Here is a 24,072-nt window from a genome sequence, read left to right on the forward strand (position 1 = left end):
AAAGCCAGGAAACTAGTCTTGTTTTTGAACGAACTGACACTCAGTGGCGCGTCATGGCAAGCATTCGAGCGCCTGGTCGTTCGCCTGCTGCTGTCGCGCGGCTACACGCAAGTACGGCTGGCGGGATCCAGCGGCGACGGAGGCGCCGATGTGACCGCCAACTTGAATGGCAAGAGATGGCTGTTCCAGTGCAAGCGGTGGCGGAACGCCGTAGGAATCGCGACCGTCGACGAGACACTGCAGGCCATGCATACCTATGGCGCTGACGTGCCAGTAGTAGTGAGCCGAAATGGGTTCACTACTGATGTACGAGAACTGCAGCGGCGACTGGCTTTGGCCGGCACCCCGTTGCAACTGTGGGATTCAAGCAGCTTACTGAAGCTCATCAAGAGGTGCCGACCGGAGCCGATCACACAACAAGACCCCGAACGTTATGAACTGCGCGACTACCAGCGGAGGGCTGTCGAAGCGGTAATGAACGATCGGTTCCGGGGCGCGAGGAGCGCCCTGCTGGTGCTTGCGACTGGCCTCGGAAAGACGCACATTGCGGCGGAAACCCTCCGAGAGATTACCAAGGCGAATGGGCCGGTAAGAACACTTGTGCTCGCTCACCGTAACGAACTGGTCTATCAGCTGGAGAAGGCCTTCTGGCCGTCCTTGACAGCCGAACAGGCGACCGCTATCTGGAATGGAGTAGAACGTCCAGACGTCGATGTGCTCAGGGAGATAGATGTGGTTTTCGCTTGCGTGGATTCTGTAGCCGCGGCGGCGAGCCAGTCTCCTGAGATGCTTGAGGGCTTTGATCTAGTTATCGTAGACGAGTGTCACCATCTCGGTTCGGCGACTTACGATGCCGTACTCTCGGCGCTGTCGGCCGGCGACGGCGGTACATTCCTCATAGGGCTAACGGCGACTCCCTGGCGCCCAGACGGCGCGGATCTGTCCCGGTGGTTCGATTTGCCGGCAGCGAGTATCGACCTCGTCCAGGGTCTCCGACAGGGATTCTTGGCTAACGTCGACTACCGAATGTTCACGGACAACATCAGATGGGAGAGTATTGCCGCTATAGATGGAGTCTCTCTGACTCCTAAGGGTATCAACCGTACGCTCTTCATCGAGGAATGGGACGATGCTGTCATTGACCGACTCCGGGAGGCCTGGACCGAGGTAGAGAATCCGAAAGCGATTGTGTTCTGTGGAACAATTGATCACGCTATCGAGGTTGCCGCCAAGGTGAACTCTCTTGGGTTCAGCAAAGCTGTAGCGCTTCACTCAAGGATGACAGCTGGCAGGGACAGCGTAGTCCAACGGAACAGGGTTCTTTGGGACTTTGCAGAGGGGACGGTAGGAATACTGACCGCTGTAGATATCCTCAACGAAGGCGTTGATGTACCTGACGTCAACATCGTGGTCTTTCAGCGTGTAACTCATAGCCGTAGGATATTCATACAGCAGCTTGGAAGAGGGCTGAGGATCACTCCAGGGAAGGAGAAGGTGATCGTCCTTGACTTTGTTTCGGATGTTCGAAGGATTGCGGCAGGGCTAGATCTGCAATCATCACTTAACAGACCACTTGGGGGTGACCGGATCAGGTTGGGAAGTTCAGTCAGTTTCATGCGCCACGGCCAAGTAGACCAGAGTGGTAATGACTTTCTCAGAGAGTGGCTTGGTGACATCGAGGGCCTAGAGAGTGCGGGAGACGACAACCATATCTTGAGATTTCCCCCGACTAACCCACCTGTGGGTTAGATAGGGCAACTTTCTGCTATTGAGAAGATGAAAGGATGAGGCACGTGGAGCCCAAGTGGACTTCCTATATCGATGACTTGGATTCAATGCTCGAATCGCTGAGACTTGGAATTCAGCAGGACTCCGCGCCAGAGGATCTTGTGCAGGACTACCTTCGATTGAAGCGGAAGTCGGCACAGGCCTTCAAGGCACTGGTCGTTGAGAATCTACGTGACTATAGGACTGAGTGGCACACAGCTCGCTCGACGTTGGAGTACGAGATGTATCGGCTCTACGAAGGTGTGGTGCCTGACTGGGCGCTCAAGGTCCCGTACGGTTCCGAGACCCACTATCAACTATTCTGTGTGCTTGTCGAGCGGATAGGTCGTCCTGTTGCGGCAGACCATCTTCGTGTAGTGACAGCCGATGCGGTGCATGCTGAGCGGCGTGTTCGGGAGTTGCGAGAGATCGGTCTCGACATCGACACATCGAAGGTCTCTGGCCGAGACAGCTACGTACTGAAGAGTCTAAACGTAGATGTCGCATTGGCGCCACATGTCGTCGCGAATCTCGTAAAGAACAGTCCAAAGCTAGGGGCGGATAAGCTACCGCTCCTTCGAAGGGTCGAAGAGGTTGGAGGAACCACCTGACGGACGGACGAGGTCCAATCCTAGTTAAAGACGGAAGGGCTCATCTTTCGCGAGGTGGGGCCGGCTGAGGGGACTCGCTGCTTGAGCGAGGGACCCTTGCCGGCACCAATCGCAGACCGGATGCTCCTACCGATAGCACGTGCAACGGGCGGCGGAAAGGCATTTCCGACCTGTCGATATGAGGCTGTCTTACGGCCGCTGAACACCCAGTCGCTGGGGAAACCCTGGACTAGAGCCGCCATCTGCACCGTCAACCTTGGCAAGTAGTCTGCAGGATAGGAATCGTCAGGCACCTCGTTTGCAAGACCGCGACCGTCCACACCGAGGCCGAGCCAGGCAGAGCGAGCACGCGTTGGTCCCAGGTCGGGGCCCCCGTGTTTTCGAGAGCCACCAACGAGAGTAGGTCCGATGCCGTTGGCGCGGGCGGCCCAGGCATCGGCACCCGGCCACCCACGACTCGCCATCATTGGCAGGAGCACCTGGCCGACAGTGGGAGGAGTTCCGACTGGCTCCGGCCATCGGAACGTGCCCGAGAAGCGCTTCTGGAGTGCAACTAGAATGAACCGAGGGCGCAGTTGAGGAACTCCATGTTCAGATGAATTGATGACCTGCCAGTCGCATTCGTAACCCAATTCATCCAATTGCGACAGAATCTGTTGACGATACGTTGAGAAGCGGGCTGTGCTTAAGCCTCGCACGTTCTCCAACATCACAGCCTTAGGTTTGGTTTCCTGGACAAGGCGCAAGGCCTCTGGAAAGAGGTCGCGCTCATCTGCGGCCCCCAGCTGCTTGCCCGCGACTGAGAACGGAGGGCACGGTACGCCGCCGGCGAGAAGATCGATTCCTCGATAGGGCCGACCATCGAAAAGGTGAACGTCCTGTTCGATGACCTCCCAGGCCGGTCGGTTCAAGCGGAGCGTCGCACAGGCATCGGGATCGAACTCTACAGCGGCAGCATGGGCGAAGCCCGCCTGCTCAAGGCCCAGTGACTGTCCTCCGGCTCCCGCGCAGATCTCGACGACAGTCAAAGGCGGTGTGGCTATCATGATGCTGGTACTCCTCGTTCGCGAAGCAAGCGGCGGCCGCAACAGCCGGTGTGACAGGACGCGGGAGCCTCCTGAGCTACACCTACGCACACTAGACAGGTTCCGAGTCGATGACCAGCGAGACACTCGCCGCGACCGAGAAAGTTGCTGGTCCGGCCACCAACGCCCCCGACGACTCCGCCGAGGCGAAGGGGTACGTGACGTCTGCGGCACGGTCGCGCAACATGGCCGCGATCCGCCGGTCAGATACCAAGCCAGAAGTCTTAGTCCGCTCGGAACTCCACCGTAGAGGATTTCGCTACCGTAAGGACTTCCTCCTGGAGATGGGCAGTGTGCGTCCCAGACCCGACATTGTCTTCACGCGCTTGAAGGTCGCGGTCTTTATTGACGGCTGTTTCTGGCATCTTTGCCCGGATCATTCGAAGATTCCGCGGAACAACACGGACTACTGGGAGCAGAAGCTCCTGGGAAACGTCGCGCGTGACCTCAAGTACGATCACGCACTCTCGGGTGCAGGTTGGTTGGTCGTGCGCTGCTGGGAGCACGAAGCAGTGGATTCCGTCGTCGGAAAGATTGAATCCGTCCTGTTCGCAGCGGTCGGCGGAAGACGTTAAGCGGCTCTTCGCAGTTGAGGGTGTAGGTCGGGTCGCGTAGTCGCTGCCGGGGTGGCGGGACCTTGACCCACTTCCGTGGATACCTGTGGTCAGGCGATGATCGTCTCGGAGAGGAAGTCCTGGTGCCTGCTGACAAGCCTGCTGAGTTCCGTCGGACCTTGACCGACTTCCGTGGACACCTGTGCTGAGGCGATGATCGTCTCGGAGAGGAAGTCCTGATGCCTGCTGCCAAGCCTGCTGAGTTCCGTCGTCGTGCTGTGGAGTTGGCGCGCGCCCGGGAGAAGCCGATCGCGCAGATCGCGATGGATCTGGGCATCGCGGAGGCGTGTCTGCGCCGCTGGATGGCCAAGGCCGACCGCGAGGTCGGCGCCGGCCCGGCCGAGCCCGGGACCGGGCCGTTGACCGGTGACGAGCGCGCCGAGCTGGTCCGGTTGCGTCGCGAGAACCGTGTCCAGGCAACAGAAATCGAGATACTCAAGCGGGCGTCGGCGTACTTCGCCCGGGAGAACATCCTCCCAAAATGATGTTCCCGCTGGTCCAGGAACTGGACGCGGCGGGGTTCGGCGTCGCAGCGATCTGCCGGACCCTGGCAGTGTCCCGGTCGGGCTACTACCGGTGGGCCGGCGCCGGCCCTTCGGCCCGGGACCGGGACGATGCCCAGCTGGAGGACCGGGTCCGTGCCGTGTTCGCCGCCTCCCGCGGCACCTACGGCGCCCCACGGATCCACGCCGAGGTACGGATGGGCACCGACCCGGTACGGTGCGGCCGCAAACGGATCGCACGGCTGATGCGGCTGGCCGGACTGCAGGGCGTGTTCTACCCGCCACGCCGCGGCAAGAACCGGCCACTACCGGCCACCCAACAGGACCGGGTCCAACGCAAGTTCGTCGCCGACGCCCCGAACCGGCTCTGGTGCACCGGCATCACCGAACACCCCACCGATGAGGGCAAGGTGTACTGCGCGGCGGTACTGGACGTCTACTCCCGCAAGATCGTCGGCTGGGCCATCGCCGATCACATCCGCGCCGAACTCGTCGTCGACGCCCTGGACATGGCCCGTTGGAACCGGAAACCGTTGCAGGGCACCATCGTCCACTCCGACCGAGGAGCCCAGTACACCAGTTGGATCTTCGGGCACCGGCTCCGGGAAGCCGGCCTGCTCGGCTCCATGGGCCGCGTCGCTTCCTCCGTGGACAACACGATGATGGAATCGTTCTGGTCCTCCATGCAACGCGAACTCCTGGACCGACAGCACTGGCACACGCGCCAGGAACTCGGCACCGCGATCTTCGAATGGATCGAAGCCTGGTACAACCCCCGCCGCCGCCACTCCGGCATCGGCTACCACGCACCACACAGCTACGAAGCACTACACAACACCGCCGCACCCGCGACATGATCACCCCACCCGATCTGTCCACAGAACCGGGTCAAGGTCCCTTCGCTCGTAGAGTCACCCCGGGGTACCGCCACGTTCGGACGCGACGAGGCGCTCACCAGGCTGTACACCAGTGGGCTGGAGTCAACCTGATCGATCAACTGCCCCGACCGAGCATCTACGTGCCAGGTGCTCTAGCCTGGGGGAGAGACGGGGGAGGACCCTATGATCGGCTCATCCAAGCGTTCCACGCAGCGAATCTGGACGTACCCGGAAAGGCTATTGCCCAGTCTGCACCTCTGTGCCGCCGCGAACTCTTCGCTCGCGGGCCCGACATCGGCAGCGAAGGGCAGCACCAACTCGGCACCGGCGGCGCCGATTAATGGCAACGGCTACGTCCCCATGTCTGTCAAGAAGACCGATTCTACCGGAGCACATAAATGCGATCGGCGGCAATCTGCAATCTTGCGCCGAAGAGCCAATATCCGTACGAAGCATGAGAGAAACTCACGGCCCGAGAGTTGGAGGCAGATCAAGACAACATTAGTCTCGCGCGAGGATAGTTCGCCCTTCAACGCGCAGCCCCACTGCTAAACAGAATCACCAGTCGAGATATCAACCAAGGATTTTGAGAGGACCAGCTCGGTGCATATTCTAACCAGAAAGCGTGTCCAGAAGTTCTCCCGAGACTTCGGATTCGAGGGAACTGAATCAGATCAATTTGAACGATACGTAGCGGCCAACTACTTGTACCAGTACGTTGGTGATAGTGTCGACAAGATAGAGAGAACAATTCTCGGTGGTGGGGAGGATGAGGTCGTAGATATTGCCGCCGTAATTGTCAATGGCCAGATTGTTTTCGAGCCGGAGGAAGTTGACGACCTAATCTCCGACCAAGCGTCCAACTCGGCGCGAGCAATATTCATACAGGCAAAGACCAGCGAATCATACGACTCCAAGCTTATCGCCAAGTTCCTTCACGGCGTCGAGTCAATAACAAAGTATGCCATGAGGCCCGGCAGCATCGAACTGCCACCTCGACTTGTGGATGTCGCAACACTGATTGATAGGATCGCTGAAAGCGGAGACAAGTTTCAGGAGGCACGGATTCCTTGTGACTTGTACTATGTCACCACAAGCTCAAATGATGGTCAGGCGGCTCAATCAGAGTTGCAGGTCAAGCAGGCACTGAGCCGGATACGCGACATCGCAGCCTATTCGGAACAGCTTAGTCTCCGAACGCATGGGCATGACGAACTTTCTATCAAGCAGAAGGAGCGATATGGACCTCAGAACGTCCAGTTCAGCTTCGAGAAGCGGCAGACCATTCCAGCTGTTGGCTCTGTCGCGGAAGCGTACATCGGGCTGGTGGCCGCGAAGGAGCTATTGAAACTGCTTGTTGACGAGGCCGGCGAGATTCGGGCCGGGATATTCGAGGATAATGTGCGCTTGGATCTGGGACCACATAATGCAGTCAATCAGCGCGTGGCATCGACCCTGCATTCTGATGATCGCGGTCTCTTTCCGTTCTTGAATAACGGACTCACGCTGATAGCAACCGAACTACGCGGGTCTGGAGACAGGTTCTTTATCTCCGGGTATCAAGTCGTCAATGGCGGCCAGACCAGTCATCAATTGGTGAGGTGGTCTAAGTCCGATCAAGTTCAGGTGGACCCTACACTCCTATCCGAACTCTGGATCCCAATCAAGCTTGTTAGCTCGGGTGACTCCGATATCAAGACTCGGATTGCAATCGCTACAAATCTTCAAACAGCTATTGACCCAACCGACATCCAAAGTAGCTCACAGACCGCAAAGAACGTTGAAGAGTTCTTCGAGCGTTCCGGAATCGAAGGACTTCGCTACGAACGTCAGGGTCGCGGTACAGGTATTGAGTTCACACGCACGCGTGTCGTCACCACCTCTGAACTAGATCGAGCGGTCGCTGCGACCTTATTTGGAGAGTCTGCTCGAGCCATCGGATCCCCGAAGGAACTCGAATCCGAAGGCGCCTTCATCTGGGGTGAGTTCTCAGAGGAAGCTTACTACTATGCTGCCTGGATTCTGTATCGCATCGACCGCTATTTCGCTCGAACGCCAGAGTCGGCGACATTGAAGGCTGCGAAATACCATATTGCCATGATGGTGTCGGCAATTGTCAACCCAAGACTCGGGTCTGCGTTCAAGGTGGCCGACACGAAGGCTACAACCGAAATACTAATGCGAAAGAGAGGCCTAGAATTCCAGATTGCGGTCGGAGCCAACTCTGAAACTGTTGAAGCTGCGATTCTCCGAGCTGTCAAGATTGCTCTGGCATTCTACTCGGCGGCACTTGCTGAACGGCGGAGCCTACGAAAGGACGATGTCCGTAGTAGGCGGAACCAGGAGGAACTTCTGAAACTCGCAACAAGCACGTAATCATCCGCCTTTCGGAAGCTGCTCGGTGGTGCAGGAGGCCAGCTCCTCGAGCTGGCCTCCTGCTCGAGGAGCCTTCTGCTGTCGAGGCGGGCTAGGGTCTCTAGGAGCACCCCGCTGCGACGCCGGACTAAACAGGCTCGCGATAGGCGGAGATGCTGCTGTTGTCCGCCAAGGATATGAGCCGCGGGTGTGAACGGAGCGACATGCACGCTCCGTGAGGAGCGGTACCGGTTGGTCTGTTCGGTCGTCGAGGCGGGCGAGGGAGTCTTCGGCTGGGCGTGTTTGAAGACGTTGGCGAAGCACCCACTTGATCGAAGAGCCTGTGCGGTGCTGGCCGGGACGTTCGCGTACCGCCAGTACAGCCTCCCACCCAGGATCGGGCCTTCGACGCCGACCAGGTCGAGGATGCCCAGGCAGGATCTGCCTGCGGTTGCCCTGTGAGATGGGCGGTAGCTCCCGCGGCACCCACTCCACGTGGGTCGCCATCTGAGTGCAACGCGCATCCGTCAGCGGGTCCGGCTTAGCCAGTCACCGTGTGCCCTCTCATCTACCCTCGGCCGCAGAGTCGGGTCTGTCGGAAGGGGGTGAACAAGACGGCCGAGACCCCACGCCAGGACCTCTTCCGCTACCTCACCGCGAGCGAGTCCGCGGAGTACGTCGCGATCATGGAGCTGTTCAGCGCAACCCTGCTGGTGGACCTCTCACCAGCTGAGGTCGCCCAGGCAGTCTCCGACACCGGTACCGATCTGACGGTCCAGATCGCCGAGGCCCGGTGCCGGCAGCTGGTGGAGTGGGGCAATCTGACGCCGGCGCCGAGGGACGCGCGGGTGAACACGGTCGCGGACTTCTGGCGGGCCCGGTCGCGGTTCCAGATCTCCAAGCTGGGCGGTCGCACGCATCGCGCGGTGATGGAGGTCCTGCAGGCGGCGGAGGGTGCGCGGGAGGTCGCGCGTGAGCTGCTCGGGCAGATCGTCAATTCCCTCGACCGCATCGCCCAGGCCCTGGACCAGCCGGAACAGGCGCATCCGGACGCTGTCGCGGGCATGGTCACGTCCGTCTTCAACGATCATCAACTGTTCTCCGACAGCGCCCGCGACTTCTACGCCTACCTCTCCGGCGTGCTCAGCCGCTTCGACCTGGTCGATGAGGAGTACACGCAGTTCAAGCGGCTGCTGCTGGACTACGTCGACCTGATCAACGCCGACGTGAACCGGCACGCGCCGGCCATCGCCGCCCGCCTCACCGACCTGCAAGCACGGCTCGACGACCTCCTCAACATCCTCAACAAGGTCCGTGGTCTCGACATCGAAGCCGTCGACCGAGGACGCGGGCGCAGCCGCAGCGACTGGGAGGAGCTGGCGATCTGGTACGGCGCGGACGGGTCGGGCTCGGGCGCCGACCAGCTGCGCGCTGCGGCCGGCGTCGCGCTCGGCCAGCTGATCAGCAACGCCAAGCGGATGCTCGACACCTCCGGCGTCGGCTACTCCCGCCGCGCCGACCTGCTCCGCCTCGCCCGCTGGTTCGACACCGCGGAGACCGACGACGCGCACCGGCTGTTCGCCGCCGCCTTCATCGCCTACCCGGCCCGCCACCTCGCCCTCGGCCCCGAGGAGCCGGATCCGCGCATCGGGCCGACCACCTCCTTCTGGACCGCCCCGGCCGTCGACGTCCCCGTCTCCCTGCGCGAACGCGCTGACCGGGCCATCCGCGGGCGCTCCTCCCGCGTCCCCGACCCGGCCGCCGACCGCCGCGCCCTGGCCCAACAGGCAGAACGGGAAGCCGAGGAGCGCCGGTCCGCCGCCGTCGAGCTGTCCGCCGCCGGGCGGCTGCACGGATCACGGCTGTCACCGGCCGCCCGCGACCTGCTGCTCGACCGTCTCTCCTGGATGTGGAGCCAACACCTCGACGAGGCGGTCGACGACGAACTCGGCCTGGTCATCCGGGCCCGCGAAGGCGCCGACACCGTCGTGCACAGCGAGGACGGCGACGTCACCGTCGAAGGATTCGCCCTCACCGCCGCCGCGCTCGCCCCCACCCAGGAGAATCCCGCCGCCACCCGGGAGAATGCTGTCTCGTGATCGCCCCCGCCGTCAGCACCCTGACCCAGGATGCGGTCGGCCGGCGCCAGGCCGCCCGGTACCTGCTGGCGGAACCGATCCTCACCGCCACCCGCCGCCCGGACCAGCTCGCCCTCGTCCGCCGGCACGCCACCGCCCTGCGCTCCATGTTCTCCCAGCAACTCGGCTACACCCTCGTCGTCGAATCCGGCTTCGCCCGGCTGGTCAAGGCACCGCCCGGCAGCGAAGCGCCGCTGCGCCCAGGCACCCGGGAGAGCGACGGCACGGCGTTCGGCCCGGCCGGCTACGCGATCCTCGCGCTGGTCTGCGCCGGATTGCTCGCCCCCGGCATCGGCGACCAGATCCTCATCTCGGGGCTCGTCGCCCAGGTCCGCGCCGACGCCGCCGAACAGGGCATCACCGTCTCCGACAACCTCGCCGACCGCCGCCAGCTGGTGATGGCCATCGGCCTGCTGATCAGCTGGGGCGTGCTCACCGAGACCGACGGCAGCGTCACCGGCTGGGGCGAGCGCCGCGAGGAGGAGGCGCTGCTATCCATCCACCGGCCGCTGCTCGCCCTCGTCGTCCCGCACGCCCTGCCCCGCACCGACGACCCGGCCGACATCTGGAATCAGCCCGCCGATGACCAGCCGCGCCGCCGGCTACGCCGCCGCCTCGTCGAGAACCCGGCCGTCTTCCGCAGCGAGCTGCCGGAGGACGAACGCGACGTGCTGTCCCGCGAACGCACCGAGCTCGCCCGGCAGCTCGCGGAGAACTTCGGCCTCACCCTCGAGGTGCGCGCCGAGGGGGCGCTGGCCTACGACCCGGCCGGCGAGCTCAGCGACATCGACTTCCCGGGCACCGGCAGCGCCAAGCAGGCAGCGCTGCTGCTGCTCGACGAGCTGATCATCCGGCTCGAGCCAGGCCCGGACTCGATGGTCAACGATCGACCGGGGCTGCTCGCACCCTGGTCGACCGTCGATGCCGTGCTGTCCGAGCTCGCCGTCCGGCATGCAAAGACCTGGCGCTTCGCGTATGCCGGCGATCCGGAGCTGCTGCGCCGCGACGTCGTCGGGGTACTGGTGTCGTTGCGGTTGGCGTCGTCGGAGGAGACCGGGCTGGTGGTCTTCCCGTTCGCCGCCCGGTTCCGGCCCCGGGTCATCCGCCGATGACCGACCGCCGGCACTTCCCCGACCGCTGGCGCCTGCACCGCGCCGGCATGGTCAACGTCTGGCACTACCTGGACAACGAGTTCGACATCAGCGGCGGCCGGATGGTGCTGCGCGGCACCAACGGCTCCGGCAAGTCCCGGGCGCTGGAACTGCTGCTGCCGTTCCTGCTCGACGGCGACCGGCGGCGGATGGACGCGACCGGCGCCGCCAAGGTCAACCTCGACGAGCTGATGCGCACCGGCGCCGGCGAGCAGGCCAACCGCATCGGCTACCTCTGGCTCGAACTTGCCCGCCCCGGCGGGTATCTCACCATCGGCGCGCTGCTGCGCCGCGGTCAGTCCGCGCAGCGCACGCAGGTCTGGTACTTCACCACCCCGAAGCGGGTCGGTCACGAGCTGACCCTGCTCGCCGACGACCGGTCCGTGCTCAGCCGTGACCAGCTCGGCGAGCTGATCGGCGTCGAACGGATCACCGACGTCGCCGAGGCGCACCGCGACCGCATCCGCTCCGAGGTGTTCGGGCTGCGCGGGGATGCCGGCCGCGACCGCTTCGCCGGGCTGCTGCAGCTGCTCTATACGCTGCGCGCGCCGGACGTCGGTAACAGGATCGACGAAGGTCGTCTGCCGCAACTGATCTCGGACTCGCTGCCGCCGCTGCGTGAGCAGGCGTTGGCCGCCGCCGGCGAGCAGCTCGACGGGTTGACCTCCACCCGGGAGGCGCAGCTGCGCACCGAGGAGACCTCCCGGCACGTCGACCGGATGCTCTCCGTTTACCGCCGGTACGCCGCCGGGGTGCTGCTGGACTCGGCCGATACTGCTGCTGCCGCGGTTGATGCCGTGGTCGCTGCGCAGCGGGAGGCGGAGGGGCTGGCGATCCGGTTCGAGGCGCTGCAGGAGGAGCACGTAGGCCGGCAGACCGAGCGGCAGGACCTGCACGACCAGCAGACCGAGCTGGAGAGCGCGATCGACGGGATGCGCCAACGGGAGATCTTCAAGCAGGCCGACGACCTCGCAGCGCGGGACAGAGCCGTTGCTGCGCAACGGGACAGCACAGCGACCCGGCTTTCGGCTGCGGCGTCCGCGCGCAAGCACCATTCTGGTCAGGTGGCCTTTGCGGACAGCCGCGCGCGGGAGCTGGAGCAGGTGGCCGGGGAGCTGTCCGGCGCGATCATCGCTGCCCGCGGCGCGCTGGGCGATGCCGGACTGCCGGCCGGTGGGCTGCCGCAGTCGCAGCAGTGCCTGCTGACTGCCGTTGCCACCACCCGGATCCCGATGCGTACCGAGGTGGACGGCGACCCGCAGCAGGTGGACCGGCCGCTGCCGCTGCAGGTGCGGCTGCAGCCCGACGACCGGGCCGAGCTGGTCGCCGCGGCTCGTACCGCTGGATCCGCGGCGGAGGAGCGCCGCGAGCATGCCGACCGACGCCGGCTGGAGGCCACCAAGCTGGAACGTGAGCTGCGCCAGGTGCAGCGGCTCGAGCAGGACGCCGAACAGGAAGCGGTGCACCGGGACCGGGACCTGGCCGACGCCGAGACCGCCGCCGAAACGCGGGACAACGCGGCCGTCGCACTGGCCGGTGACTGGCGGCGGTGGGTGGCCGATCCGGTGACTCTCGATCTGCTGGGTCCGGTCGACTGGCCCGGTTCTGCGGTCGGTCCGTTGCTGCTGGATGCAGAGGCACTGCTCGACCCGTCGGTTGTGGTAGAGCCGTTGGATCGGGAGGCTGCCGAGCAGGCCCAGCCTGCCCGGGATGCTCTGGTCGCCCGGCGTCGGGAGCTCGACGATGCCGATACTGCCGATGACCTGGCTCGCGAGGCTCTGCTGGCCGAGGCTGCGGATCTGCGTGCGGCGCGGGACCCGGCGCCGCCGCGGCCGCCATGGCGGTCGGGGGAGCCGGTCGGGGTGCCGCTGTGGCGGGCGGTCGACTTCGCTTCCTCGCTCGGTGCTTCGGAGCGGGCCGGGTTGGAGGCGGCGCTGCTGGACTCCGGTCTGCTGACCGCGGTGCTGGACGCCGACCGGCTGTTGGCCGCGAGTGGTGAGGTGTTGCTCGTCGCTTCGGGTGCTGTTGTGGCGCAGCCGGTGTCGTCGGTGCTGGTCGCCGATCCGGACTCCGGTGTTGCATCTTCGGTGGTGGAGGCGGTGCTGGCCCGGATCGGGCTGGACGATGCGGACGCTGCGGCATCGGTCGGTGTGGACGGCGGGTGGCGACTTGGTCCTCTGCACGGCCGGCACCAAGTGCCGGAGGCGCGGCACATCGGTGCGCAGGCGCGGGCGCGGCGTCGGGAGGCGCGGCTGGCGGAGATCGCTGCCGAGATCGAGGTGTTGGACGTTGCTCTCGCCGAACGGTCGCAGGAGCGGGTGGGGATCGACGAGCGGGTGGTGGCCCTGGCCGCGCATGTCCGCGCCGCGCCGACCAGTGCCGCGCTGAGTGCCGCCCGGACGGCGGCGCAGCTGGCCGCGGAGCGGGCGGAGTCCAGCCGCCGGCGTGCTGCGGAGGCGGCTGACCGGGCTGTGGACCGGCGCCGGCAGTGGGCCACCGCATCCACTGTGCACGTCGAAGCGTGCGCGCACTTTGGGCTGCCGGTCGGCATCGACGAGCTGGCCGTGGTGATCTCGTCGAGTCGCGTTGCTGCGGAACGCTGCTCGCAGCTGATCGCCGCGGCTGCGCGGCTGGACCGCGCGGTGGCGCATCACACCGAGGCCGTCGCCGCCGAGCTCGCCGCCCGGACCGAGCGCGACACCCTGGAGGAGGACGCCACCCGCGCCTGGAACGAGTGGATGCGCGAGGCCAGCCAGGTCGCCGCGCAGCACGAGGCGCTGGACTTCACCGTCGAGCAGGCGCGGATCGAGCTGGAGCGCAGCCGGCGCAGCCTGTCGGACGTGGTGCAGCAGATCCAGCGGGCGGACAAGCTGCTCGCCGCGCTCGGCCCGGACGTCGGTCGGGCCGAGTCCGCCCGAGACCAGGCGATCGCCTCCGTCTCGGTGCAGCAGGCGGCGATGATCGTTGCTGCGGAACAGCTGTCGAGTCGTTTGGAGATCCCCGGTTTGCTGCGAGCCGTGACCTCGGACCCGGTTGTGCCGGTGGCGCGGCCGGAGCTGACCGATGCGGTACTGACCGGTGTGCAGGGCCTGCGCGCCGCGGTCCGGCGGCCGGCGCAGGCGGCGGGGGAGAACGCGATCAATGCCGCCTTCCAGGTCTTCGACCGGGAACTGGCAGGACGGCTCGACGTGTCACTGCGGATCGACAACGGCGTGCACGTCGTGGAAGTCGGTGGCGCTGGCGACGACCGGTCACTCGCGGCGGCATCGGCGTACCTGGTGCGCCGGGTCGAGGACGGCCGCACCGCGCTCGACGAGCACGAGCGGACCGTGTTCACCACGTTCATCCTGGGCGGGATGGGCGAGGAGCTGCGCCGGCAGCTGAACCAGGCGCGGTCGCTGATCACGGCGATGAACACGTCGCTGAAAGGGATCCGGACCAGCAACGGCATCGGTGTGAAGATCAACTGGCGGCTGGAGGACGACGGCACCGGCCTCGACCGGGTGCTGGCGTTGATCGCCACCGCTGACGCCGTCCGCACGCCCGCGCAGAATGCCGAGCTGATCGACCTGCTGCGGCGCCGGGTGGAGGAGTTCTACGCCGCCGACCCGAGTTCCGGGTACGCCGAGCACCTGGCAGCGGCGCTGGACTACCGGCGCTGGCATGAGGTGGAGCTGATCATCCGCGGGCCGGCCGAAGGCCAGGAGCGGCGGATCTCCCGGCGCGCCAAGCTGTCCGAGGGCGAGACCCGGTTCGTCAGCTACATCGCGCTGTTCGCCGCCGCCGACTCCTACCTCGCCGGGCTCGGCGGGACGGAGATGTCGCTGCGGCTGGTGCTGCTCGACGACGCGTTCGCGAAGGTCGACCAGCGCACCATCGCCGAGTTCTTCGGCCTGCTGGTCGATCTCGACCTCGACTTCGTGATGTCCGGCCACGACCTCTGGGGCTGCTTCCCGCAGGTGCCCTCCCTCGACGTGTACGAGGTGCGGCGGCGCGACGGCAGCTCCGCCGTCACGACGCGGGTGCACTGGGACGGCCGCAACCGCACCTATCTGCACAGCGCCTGATGACGCTGCCATCCTCGCTGCGGGAGCACCTGCTCGGGATCGCGCCGCTGTGGGTGCGGCTGCGGGAGCGGTTGGAGCGCAACGGTCTTGCCATCGCCGGTTACGTCGTGGTGCCGCTCGATGCTGCTGCTGCGGACCGACTGTCCGGCGTGCTCGGACGTCTGGTTGTCGCCGGACGGGTGCGGGTGTCGCTGGTCGAGCTCGATGCGGCGCTGCGGGGGAGTAGTGCCGGTCGCGGGCTGGCCGCTGTGGTCGCCGAGCTGACCGGCGGCCCGCTACGCGACCGGGTGGCCGAGCGCGCCGATCGGCTGGCGGATGCCCGTGATCTGTGGGCCGCGGTCGATGACGAGCTGGTCGCGGCAGGTCTGGCGTCTGACTCGTGGGCGGGGGAGTGGGTGCAGTGGCTGCGGTCCAGCGGGGTGCTAGCGCGGCGGGGCGTCGACGGTGCTGTCACGGTGAGGGTGGCGGTGAAGGTTCTGTCGGAGCTGCTGAATGTTCCGGGGCCACGCTCGCTGCCCGAGCTGGCGGTGGCAGCGACCGGGACCGCACACGGGCTCGACGACGGCCGGCCGGTGTCGCTGCTGGTGCTGCGCGCTGCGGCGCTGTTCTTGGGTGTGCCGGCGCCGGGGTCCGCCTACGACCGGCGGGTGCTGTGGCACCGGCTCGGCGTCTCCACCGATGCCGTGTCCGGGACGGTGCTGTGCTGGGGCCTGCGCCCGCCCGGCGCCGACCGCTGGTCCGCGATGATGCGCGATCGCTCCGACCTCGGCCTGGTCACCCACCTCATCTCGCTGGAACTGGCGGCACATGATGTTCCGTTGGCCGCGGACGGTGAGGTGGTGTTCGCGTGCGAGAACCCGCAGGTGCTGCAGGCCGCCGCCGTTGCCCGGGTCGCGCGACCGCTGATCTGCACCTCCGGCAACCCCTCCGCCGCCGGCCTCACCCTGCTCCAGCGGGTGTCCGTCCGCTACCACGGCGACTTCGACTGGCCCGGCGTCGCCATCGCCCGCCGCATCCTCGCCGCCGGCGCCACCCCCTGGCGCTTCGGCGCTGCCGACTACCTCGCCGCGGTGGCCGCCGTGCCGGTGGGCGTGCGGCTGCCGCTTGAGGGGGTCGCGCAGCCGACGCCGTGGGATGAGGAGCTGGGCGTGCAGATGGCGGCGACGGATGTCGCGGTGCACGAGGAAGCGTTGCTGCCGGTGTTGCTGGAGGATCTAATGTGAGTCGCGCAGAGTCGATGGCTGGTCGAGATCCACGTCGTAAGGGCACCCCGATGTCGCCGGTACTGAGGTGCGATGTGGTGATAGGTTCGCCAGGTTGCGGGCCCGAGCGGAGCCGCGGCGACGCTGGGGACGGCCGTTGGTCGCTACAGTGCGGCCGCCACTCCGCTAGGTCGTCGAAATAGGCAAGACTGTCGAAGTAGGCAAGACTTCGGATCGGGCGGGCGGCCAGCAGCGCCGCATTCGGCCCCAGGATCTGACGGGTTGTGAAACCAGCCCGTCCGCCTCGCAAGCAAAGCTCGCAGCACACGGTTCGGCCGAAAGATGCATCGAACCAACCCCCGACCACCCGCCGCGACCTTCGCGGCGACATGCGCTCGTCCCCATGACTCTTGACTCCGACGAAGCGCAAATCGTGCATACTTCTCGGATGGCGATGGCAAGGAGCCCTTTTCCCGGGCATGTCAAGGTGATTCTCTTGGTCTCTGTACTCCTCACCCTTGGGGCATGCACAACCTCAACATCGATAGAGTCCGATCAGGCGAACAACTCGACGATGTCGTCCCAGGTGGGCGCCAGCGTGCTTACTGAGACCCAGCGATCCGTCGAAGCTCCGTCAACGACACGGTCAGCGAATCCGGCAACGACCCTGCCACCAACGCCTGTGCGGCAGAGTTCCTGCCCAGGTGGACTCGATCTGGCGGCATTCGTCGCGTCCATCGGCGCCACCAACATCCTCAGAGTGCCGGTTGGCGCCGACCGATGCCTCATCAAAGCGACCACTGCCGATCTGGGTTCTGTCACAATCACGACCCACGAGTCCGAGCTCGGAACCGCCGAAAGCGCGTGCAAATCTGAAAGTATGGGGGCATCCATCGAGTGTCAACTAGATCCACAACTGCCACTCCCGAGCTATGTATCCTTCAGTACCTTTGGCGTCTTTAGGGCTGAATCCTTCATTCAAAATGGATTCACGTGGTATCAGGTCACGGTCATAAGGGATGACCCAACCTCCGCGCCACTACCCGGAAGTCCTGCGACGACCGTGCCGACGGTCTCAGGTACTACTGACCCTACCGTCGTCTACGGGTTCCTGATGTTCGATCTAGTGCGACAGATCTCGACAGCTATGAGTGACATGAATGCAGATGTTGCTTATCCTGGATCTCCGACATCTTCTTCTTCGGAAGTTCCAACTCCTGCAACGTCATCGCAATCAGAAACCTCCGCAGCGCTAGCATCTGGTACATCAACAATCGCCAGTGCGCAGGATTCTGGCCAGGTCACGGACGACCTACGAGATCGTTCGATCTCATCGGGTTCCTTGATCGAAGGGAGCCTATACCTGATTGATTCGAAGCATGTGTTGTTTCGCGTAGGGTCAGACATTATCTGCGGAGATACCATGGGAGACAATCAAGACGACACCGTTTACGGCAGCACTGGTATACAATGTCAAGTGGGCAGTCCACTGTACCCGGTACGCAAGATACCCTGCGAGAACGGTGATTCCGGCCAACGGATTGCGGTGTATACAGTTGGTTTTCCCCAGCTCGTCTGCTACGGCGACCCCTTCTACTCTCTGCAGCAGACGATTCTCGAACTACCAGCCGGCCGCGTACTTTCCTACAACGGGGTAAGCTGTATGGCTACTGTAACTGGCGTGAAATGCGAGTCCTACTTAGGTCCGGGATTTTTCCTGTCAAACTACGAAATGACAATCTATGGAACTTCCGGCTCGGACGAACCCGGTCCGACGGCCAGTCGAACGACAATGGCAGCGGCACCAGACGTCGACGTCGACCGCGATCCCCAGATTGATGAACCTGCAAGCTCGGCCAACCTCGCAGACTCGCAAGCCTATCCGGATGGAAAATTCCAAAGCCCTTCCGGGAACATTGGCTGCTTCATCGGCAACATTGGCGACAGTACATCTGACATTGCCGGGGCATACTGTGTGATCCTCGACAAAGAGTATGGCAGTCCCGACCCTGAATTGGTGGATGATTGTCCAGACACATGGACTTATCGCGATGACAGTCTCCATCTCTCGTCGAAGAGCTCTTCTTCCGAAGAAGGCTTGGCACAAGTTGCGTGCCATTCGAAGCCGCCGACTTTCGATGAGCGACCGGCTCTCCCTTACGGGGAGGCGATAGCCTATGGTGACGTGACTTGCGTATCGACTCAGTCAGGAGTTCGATGTGAGCTGGACGACGGAAGTCATGGATTTATCCTGTCTCGGCGTGAGTTCACCATCTGGAATTGATACGCATGGCGGCCCCATTTCAACCTGTCGAACTGCGGCTCGCGAGCCTCGCCACGTGGGCGGCTGCGTGAGGCAGGAGCGGTCGCACGCTTCGTGGGACCACCTGAGGGTCCGGCAGGACTCCTCGCCAAAGCTGCTGGCAGAGTTGAGAGGCGTGGCGCAGTCGACGCCGTGGGATGAGGAGCTCGCCGTCGAGATGGTGGCGACGGATGTCGCGGTGCACGAGGAGGCGTTGTTGCCGGTGTTGCTGGGAGATCTCAGAGCGCCTTAGTGCGCAGATTTAGTGCGCAAGCGCTTCAGGATTTCCGCAGGTCTGAGCGCCGCGAGCGTCGATCCGGTGTCGGGATGACACAAGTCCATCTAACGGCGTGTTAGTGACGGATCTCGGGGGCCAGGAGTTGGTCACGACGCGTCGGGAACGGCCGCCGTCCGCCGCGGGAGGATGCCGACAGACCAGGATGTCCGGCCATCTCTCTCCGCGGCCGTGGTTGATAGCCTCCGCCGATGGACGACGACTTCGTCATCGATGCCTGCACGATCTGCGACCGGGTCGAGCAGCTGGTCGAGGTGGCGGTGTTCCCGGACTGGATGATCGACGTAATGATCGACGTCCTGGACCATCGCGGAGTCGAGATCATCAACCCCTACGACGAGCGTTACGTCGAACTCTGCTTGGGCTGCGCGAACGGGCTCGAGGAGCATCTGGAAAAGCCGTTCGCGGAGATCGCCGGCCCGCTGATCGAAGGGCACTCGACGTCGCTCGATCCGGCGGCGCAGGAGCTCACCGCCCGCTGGATCCTCAAGGCGGAGATGATGAAGATCCTGGCCGACGAGTGGGAGTCCCCTGATCGGATGCTGGAGACCGCAGAGTCGGTGCTGCGCAGGCTGAAGGCGGGAAAGGCGCCGGTGCAGGACTTCTCGGTGCGGATCGGCGGATTTGACGTGACATCACCGGTCGAGGGAACCGCTGCTGTCGATCACCTTCTTCCGAAGGGCGTTCGGACGCCGCCGGAGCGTTCGGTGGCCTGCGACCTGTCGGCCGGACTGCTCTGGGAATTGGTGATCCTGCCGCTGCGGATGCGCGGTCTGGACGGCTTCCGCGCGGCGGTCGCCGACAACCGGGACTTGATCTCGATCTGGCCGGCGCAGTCCACTGCCGTGTCCTGGCCCGGCGCTTTGATCTCCGGAGCCGAGGTGCTGGCGCTGCACGAGGCGTGGACCAGGGAGCGGACCGGCGGCGCCTGATTTCGCGCGGGTGAAGTCTTCGCCTCTGGCTCGCGAGGTCAGAGGTCCTTCCCGAGCGGTCACGAGCGACTCCCCTCGTGGCCAGGAAGCTCGTTGAAGTGCGAAATGTGGTTCATCATCCACATGGGATGATGTGCATGTTCGTCCACATCCGCTAATGTGGATGAACGTCCACAGGGAGGTTTGCAATGAGGGTGGCCACCGCGGCGGATCTCGCTGTCCTGGTGCGCGAGGCCCGAACGGCCGCGGGCTGGACCCAGGCCGAGCTCGCGCAGCGGTGCCGGGTCTCCCGGGAATGGGTGATCCGGCTCGAGAAAGGGGTCAGGCGGATCGAGCTGGGACTCGTCCTCGACGTGCTGGCGGTGCTCGGGATCAAACTGAACGCCGAGAAGGATGATCGGAGCGACAGCGACGGCCTGCTCGACCAGGTCCTTCGCAGCCACACGTCAGAGCTCGCCGGGAAGCGGGACGTGACATGACGGACCTGCACGTCCACATGGACGGGGTCCCGGTCGGGGTGCTGACCCAGTCGGACCGGGGAGCGCTGTCGTTCACGTACCTCCCGGAGTACCCCGAAGATGCCACGCCCCTGTCACTGTCGATGCCGATCCGGGCCCGACACCATCGCGGCCGCGTTGTGCACGCCTACTTCAGTGGTCTGCTGCCGGACCGGCAGGAGACGCTGGAACGGTGGGGGCGCGAGTACGGAGTGTCCCCGAACAATCCGTTCGCGCTGCTCGCGCACACCGGGCGGGATGTCGCGGGGGCACTCCAGATCCTCCCGGTCGGCGAGGTGCCCGACGACGGTAGGAGCGGACCAAAGGACTTCGCCGTGATCTCCGATGCCGAGGTCGGTGCCATGGTGCACAGTCTCGCGACCCACCCGACCTCATGGGATGCCGGGCGGGCGAGCGGGCGATGGAGCCTCGCCGGCGCGCAGGCGAAGCTGGCGCTCTTCCGGACGGCCGACGGTGCCTGGGCCATCCCCTCCGGTCCGACCCCGACGACCCACATCCTCAAGCCGGCCATCAGTGGACTCGACGACCACGAACTGAACGAGGCGTTGAGTCTGCGGGCGGCGGCTGCCTGCGGGCTTCCAGTCGCACATGCGTCGGTCGAGGAGATGCCCACGGCCGGATCAGTTTTCGTCACGCAACGGTACGACCGCCTCTTCGACGGCAGGTCGTGGGTCAGGCTGCACCAGGAGGACTTCTGCCAGGCCCTCGGAGTGGAGCCGTCGAAGAAGTACCAGGACGACGGCGGTCCGGGAGTCGGGGACATCGCCCGCATCTTCGACCTGATCACCCAGCCGGCGCGCTCCGCGGAGACGTCCAGGACCATGTTCCGGGCACTGGTCTTCAACGTGACCATCGGGAACACCGATGCCCACGCCAAGAACTACTCGATCCTGCTGCGCGACAAAGACATCCGGCTCGCGCCCCTCTACGACCTGGCGAGCATCTGGGCCTATCGGTCCCGGGAGGAGCCGGGCACGCGCTCGGCGATGAAGATCGGCGAACACACCTTGCTGAGCCAGATCACGGGTAAGGACTGGGTCGTGGTCGGGCGGCGACTGCGGATCCCGGAATCCGAAAGTCTGCAGATCATCGACGAGGTCCGCAGTCGAGTGGCGCAGGGGTACGTCGACGCCCTGGCCGGCATGCCGCCCTCCCTCCGGGAGCGCGCCGGGAACCTCGTCGATCGCATCGTTGCCGGCATCGAACACTGACCGGTTCGCTGTGTCCCTCGGCCCCGAACGACGGCCCTGTTCCCATGACTGGCTACCGGTCCCATCACTGGCAACGGTGGTCCCATGGTGCTGGCACAAGCGCGACTGATCGGGTCCACCAAGGTGGCGGACGGCGGCTGAGCATCCAGTCCTCCTTGTCGTTCTGAGAGCTGCCAGCTCGGGTCAGCACCAAGGGGTACGAGCACGGTCGGTCCGGCGGTTGAGGATGTGGTTCTCGCGCTCGTCCCCAGGGGCCAACAATGCTCGTTGTGGCCACCAGAACTCGAAGGGGAGGTGCTCTTGTCGTGACCTGCAGATAGGTTCAAGAGATCGTGGGGCTACGGAATGATCAGCGAGGAGACCGAAATGATGACTGTCGCGGGCCAGGATCTATCGATTGAGGAATGTGTGGCGCGCCTCCACAAGTACGCCATCGAGAACCATCGCGCTGTCGAGGAGTATGACGATCTTGTCGGCGGCCCCCTTCGTTCGATCTCCCCAGAGCAGGTGCGCGCAACCCGGCGGATGAGCTCCAGAATCAGTCAAGCAGAGGTCGACTGGTTCGTAGACAGAGCTGCCGAGACCGGTACCCCATGGATTGAGGGTGCTGACTCCGACCTGGTTGACGCGGATCCGGCAGTGCACGGTGGTCTCTACGATCACGCCTTGGATCTCTTCGACTGGTTCGCAGGTACGGGCAAGATGAAGATCGGGACCGCCAAGGTGAGCAAGGTTCTGTACTTGAAGTACCCGGCATTGTTCCCGATCCTGGACTCTCGACTGTCGCGGCTCTACCGTGCCGAAGCTGAACGAAGCGCCGATCGATACCGTGATCAGGGGAGGGACTATCGACGGATGTATTGGTCCGCGATCCGAGACGATGTCATCGCAAACCGAGCAACAGGAGCGCTCGACGATGCCCGTCAGCGGCTCAGGACGGCGGCGGACTCGGGAGATGCCCACAGCGACAGGATTCTCAGGTTGACACGCCTCAGCGACCTTCGACTGCTCGATGTCCTCGCCTGGACCGAAGGACACTGACGCACAGGGTGCCGCAAGTCGCGTGAGCATCGAGCATGATGTTGTCTCCAACCCCATGGCGCGCTGGGCGCAGGCGGACGACGAAGCGAGGCCGGTCGCCAAACTCGATCGTCGCCGCGTTGTCGGGGATGCATGCGAGTCTCCGTCGATGATGCAGACCGAGAATGTGAACGGAGCCGGTGCGCGCCGAGCTCGCATCAGCAGCGGGATCGTCGAGTTGGACAGCCTGACCGGCGGTGGGCTACGGCCTGGCTCCGTCTGGATGGTTGTCGGTCCGCACGGCTGCGAAAGGTCCATGTTCGCCGCGCAGCTCGCCATCGATGCCGCGCGCCAACACGTCGCCCACGGAACTGGTGATGCTTCGCGGCCGCGTCGACGACACCGCTGGTCGGATCGCGCAGATGAAGGGCACCAATTACAGTTGCAAGTGCAGATCGAACACTCTGCATCTGGAAGGGGTTGACGATGGCTGCAACGTTGCAACGTGAGGCACTGACCACGACGAGAGCGGAGCGGGATCAGGCCGCGACTCTCGTCGCCGATCCGAGATCAGCCGGTCATCAGCCGTTCGGACTTCCGGATGGTCAACCCATGCCGTCCGAGTTGAGCGATCTGCTCCGGAAGATCCTGGTAGCAATCGCCGCCGGTCGGACGATCTCCGTCGGTCCGTTGCAGGACGAACTGACGACCAGCGCGGCGGCCCAGATGCTCGGCATCTCCAGACCGACCCTGATGAAGTTGATCAGGTCGAACACGATCCCGGCCCACAAAGTCGGCACGCACACCCGTATCCGTATGGCCGATGCTCTCGCGTATCGACGGGATCAGCTCCAGGCACAGGAGTACGCCTTCGCGGAGCTTCGCGCGATGGAGGACGAGCTCGGCCTGACCTGACCTCCCGTTTGATCGGCCTCCGTCGACCGTGTGGGCCGAGCGGACGCACCGAGCTGGTCAATCGGCCAGTGTGCCGTGCACGATCCGCCAGCTCTGGACCATGACGAAGCGTGTTCCGTTGTCGAGCAGATGACCGATGACCTGCACCTCGTCCCCGACTCCTGCCAGGAACGGCAGCCGGGCGAAAGAGTGTGGGAACGTGTTGATGTCGATGGTGCGGGAGTGATCACGGATGACCGCCGCGCACCACCGCTCTCCTCGCGAATTCTGTCGCATCTGAACGCGATCGACCTGTCCCCTCACGACGACGTACAGGTTGTGGGCCAGATCAGGTTCGTCGAGCAGTTGGGGAACGGACATGGGCAGTGGCGGTGCTGCCATCGGACCTCCTGTGATCGTCGGGACCCCATCAGGAAACATCGGGGGACCGACAGTGCTCGGTACGTGCACGCCCACACCGGCCACCGCACGTACGACACCACCCCGCACCGGCGCGAACCGGAGCGGG

20 protein-coding genes are annotated in these 24,072 nt (G+C 64.5%); 18 read left to right on the forward strand and 2 right to left on the reverse strand.

The features are described 5' to 3' along the window. The first annotated feature begins 24 nt into the window (after window positions 1–24). Both GIS00_RS14405 and GIS00_RS14410 read left to right on the forward strand, forming a co-directional pair. The gene (locus GIS00_RS14405) at window positions 25–1,749 is read left to right on the forward strand and encodes a DEAD/DEAH box helicase family protein (protein WP_230313636.1); all 1,725 of its coding nucleotides are present in this window, start codon (window positions 25–27) and stop codon (window positions 1,747–1,749) included. Between the two features lie 44 nt (window positions 1,750–1,793). After that, the gene (locus GIS00_RS14410; RefSeq protein WP_154769093.1) at window positions 1,794–2,378 is read left to right on the forward strand and encodes a hypothetical protein; all 585 of its coding nucleotides are present in this window, start codon (window positions 1,794–1,796) and stop codon (window positions 2,376–2,378) included. Window positions 2,379–2,398: 20 nt separating this feature from the next. Here GIS00_RS14410 and GIS00_RS29355 read toward each other — a convergent pair whose 3' ends face one another. Next, on the reverse strand, window positions 2,399–3,424 hold the full coding sequence (locus GIS00_RS29355) for a DNA cytosine methyltransferase (RefSeq protein WP_154769094.1): 1,026 nt from the start codon (window positions 3,422–3,424) through the stop codon (window positions 2,399–2,401). A gap of 110 nt (window positions 3,425–3,534) precedes the next feature. Between GIS00_RS29355 and GIS00_RS14420 the strand changes: the two genes are divergently transcribed. The 16 genes from GIS00_RS14420 to GIS00_RS14490 all read left to right on the forward strand — a co-directional run bounded on the left by GIS00_RS14420 (window position 3,535) and on the right by GIS00_RS14490 (window position 23,564). Beyond that, complete coding sequence (locus tag GIS00_RS14420; RefSeq protein WP_154769095.1) at window positions 3,535–4,038, forward strand: very short patch repair endonuclease; 504 nt, start codon at window positions 3,535–3,537, stop codon at window positions 4,036–4,038. A 218-nt stretch (window positions 4,039–4,256) separates the two neighbouring features. Further along, window positions 4,257–4,562 (forward strand): transposase, encoded by a 306-nt coding sequence (locus GIS00_RS14425; protein ID WP_154769096.1) that lies wholly within the window; start codon window positions 4,257–4,259, stop codon window positions 4,560–4,562. Then, window positions 4,559–5,437, forward strand: a complete 879-nt coding sequence (locus GIS00_RS14430; protein WP_154769097.1) for an IS3 family transposase — start codon at window positions 4,559–4,561, stop codon at window positions 5,435–5,437. The genes GIS00_RS14425 and GIS00_RS14430 overlap by 4 nt, the downstream gene beginning before the upstream one ends. Window positions 5,438–6,061: 624 nt before the next feature. Continuing rightward, window positions 6,062–7,834: an AIPR family protein gene (locus GIS00_RS14435; RefSeq protein ID WP_154769098.1), complete on the forward strand. Its 1,773-nt coding sequence runs from the start codon at window positions 6,062–6,064 to the stop codon at window positions 7,832–7,834. Window positions 7,835–8,418: 584 nt separating this feature from the next. Continuing rightward, a complete protein-coding gene (locus tag GIS00_RS14440; RefSeq protein WP_154769099.1) occupies window positions 8,419–9,912 on the forward strand; it encodes a TIGR02677 family protein in 1,494 nt (497 codons plus the stop codon). Next, the gene (locus GIS00_RS14445; protein ID WP_322097967.1) at window positions 9,909–11,063 is read left to right on the forward strand and encodes a TIGR02678 family protein; all 1,155 of its coding nucleotides are present in this window, start codon (window positions 9,909–9,911) and stop codon (window positions 11,061–11,063) included. The genes GIS00_RS14440 and GIS00_RS14445 overlap by 4 nt, the downstream gene beginning before the upstream one ends. Further along, on the forward strand, window positions 11,060–15,169 hold the full coding sequence (locus tag GIS00_RS14450) for a TIGR02680 family protein (RefSeq protein WP_154769100.1): 4,110 nt from the start codon (window positions 11,060–11,062) through the stop codon (window positions 15,167–15,169). Before GIS00_RS14445 ends, GIS00_RS14450 begins: the two co-directional genes overlap by 4 nt. Next, on the forward strand, window positions 15,169–16,392 hold the full coding sequence (locus tag GIS00_RS14455) for a TIGR02679 family protein (RefSeq protein ID WP_154769101.1): 1,224 nt from the start codon (window positions 15,169–15,171) through the stop codon (window positions 16,390–16,392). The genes GIS00_RS14450 and GIS00_RS14455 overlap by 1 nt, the downstream gene beginning before the upstream one ends. A gap of 1,126 nt (window positions 16,393–17,518) precedes the next feature. Next, a complete protein-coding gene (locus GIS00_RS26935) occupies window positions 17,519–18,655 on the forward strand; it encodes a hypothetical protein (protein ID WP_196073283.1) in 1,137 nt (378 codons plus the stop codon). Then, window positions 18,612–18,926 carry a DUF2399 domain-containing protein gene (locus tag GIS00_RS28430; protein ID WP_255455057.1) on the forward strand — a complete coding sequence of 105 codons (315 nt, stop codon included), beginning with the start codon at window positions 18,612–18,614 and terminating at the stop codon, window positions 18,924–18,926. Before GIS00_RS26935 ends, GIS00_RS28430 begins: the two co-directional genes overlap by 44 nt. Before the next feature lie 233 nt (window positions 18,927–19,159). Next, a complete protein-coding gene (locus GIS00_RS14465) occupies window positions 19,160–19,900 on the forward strand; it encodes a hypothetical protein (RefSeq protein WP_154769103.1) in 741 nt (246 codons plus the stop codon). A gap of 194 nt (window positions 19,901–20,094) precedes the next feature. Further along, window positions 20,095–20,379: a helix-turn-helix domain-containing protein gene (locus GIS00_RS14470; protein ID WP_322097968.1), complete on the forward strand. Its 285-nt coding sequence runs from the start codon at window positions 20,095–20,097 to the stop codon at window positions 20,377–20,379. Continuing rightward, window positions 20,376–21,629: a type II toxin-antitoxin system HipA family toxin gene (locus tag GIS00_RS14475; protein ID WP_154769105.1), complete on the forward strand. Its 1,254-nt coding sequence runs from the start codon at window positions 20,376–20,378 to the stop codon at window positions 21,627–21,629. Before GIS00_RS14470 ends, GIS00_RS14475 begins: the two co-directional genes overlap by 4 nt. A gap of 366 nt (window positions 21,630–21,995) precedes the next feature. Beyond that, window positions 21,996–22,670, forward strand: a complete 675-nt coding sequence (locus GIS00_RS14480) for a DUF6308 family protein (RefSeq protein ID WP_230313546.1) — start codon at window positions 21,996–21,998, stop codon at window positions 22,668–22,670. A gap of 22 nt (window positions 22,671–22,692) precedes the next feature. Next, a complete protein-coding gene (locus GIS00_RS14485; RefSeq protein ID WP_154769107.1) occupies window positions 22,693–23,133 on the forward strand; it encodes a P-loop NTPase family protein in 441 nt (146 codons plus the stop codon). Window positions 23,134–23,261: 128 nt separating this feature from the next. Beyond that, the gene (locus tag GIS00_RS14490; RefSeq protein ID WP_230313547.1) at window positions 23,262–23,564 is read left to right on the forward strand and encodes a helix-turn-helix domain-containing protein; all 303 of its coding nucleotides are present in this window, start codon (window positions 23,262–23,264) and stop codon (window positions 23,562–23,564) included. Window positions 23,565–23,621: 57 nt separating this feature from the next. Here the strand turns inward: GIS00_RS14490 and GIS00_RS14495 are convergent, their stop codons facing one another. After that, window positions 23,622–23,945 (reverse strand): OB-fold nucleic acid binding domain-containing protein, encoded by a 324-nt coding sequence (locus tag GIS00_RS14495; protein WP_154769109.1) that lies wholly within the window; start codon window positions 23,943–23,945, stop codon window positions 23,622–23,624. Between the last annotated feature and the right edge of the window lie 127 nt (window positions 23,946–24,072).

It is taken from the genome of Nakamurella alba (assembly GCF_009707545.1).
GTDB classification, from domain to species: domain Bacteria; phylum Actinomycetota; class Actinomycetes; order Mycobacteriales; family Nakamurellaceae; genus Nakamurella; species Nakamurella alba.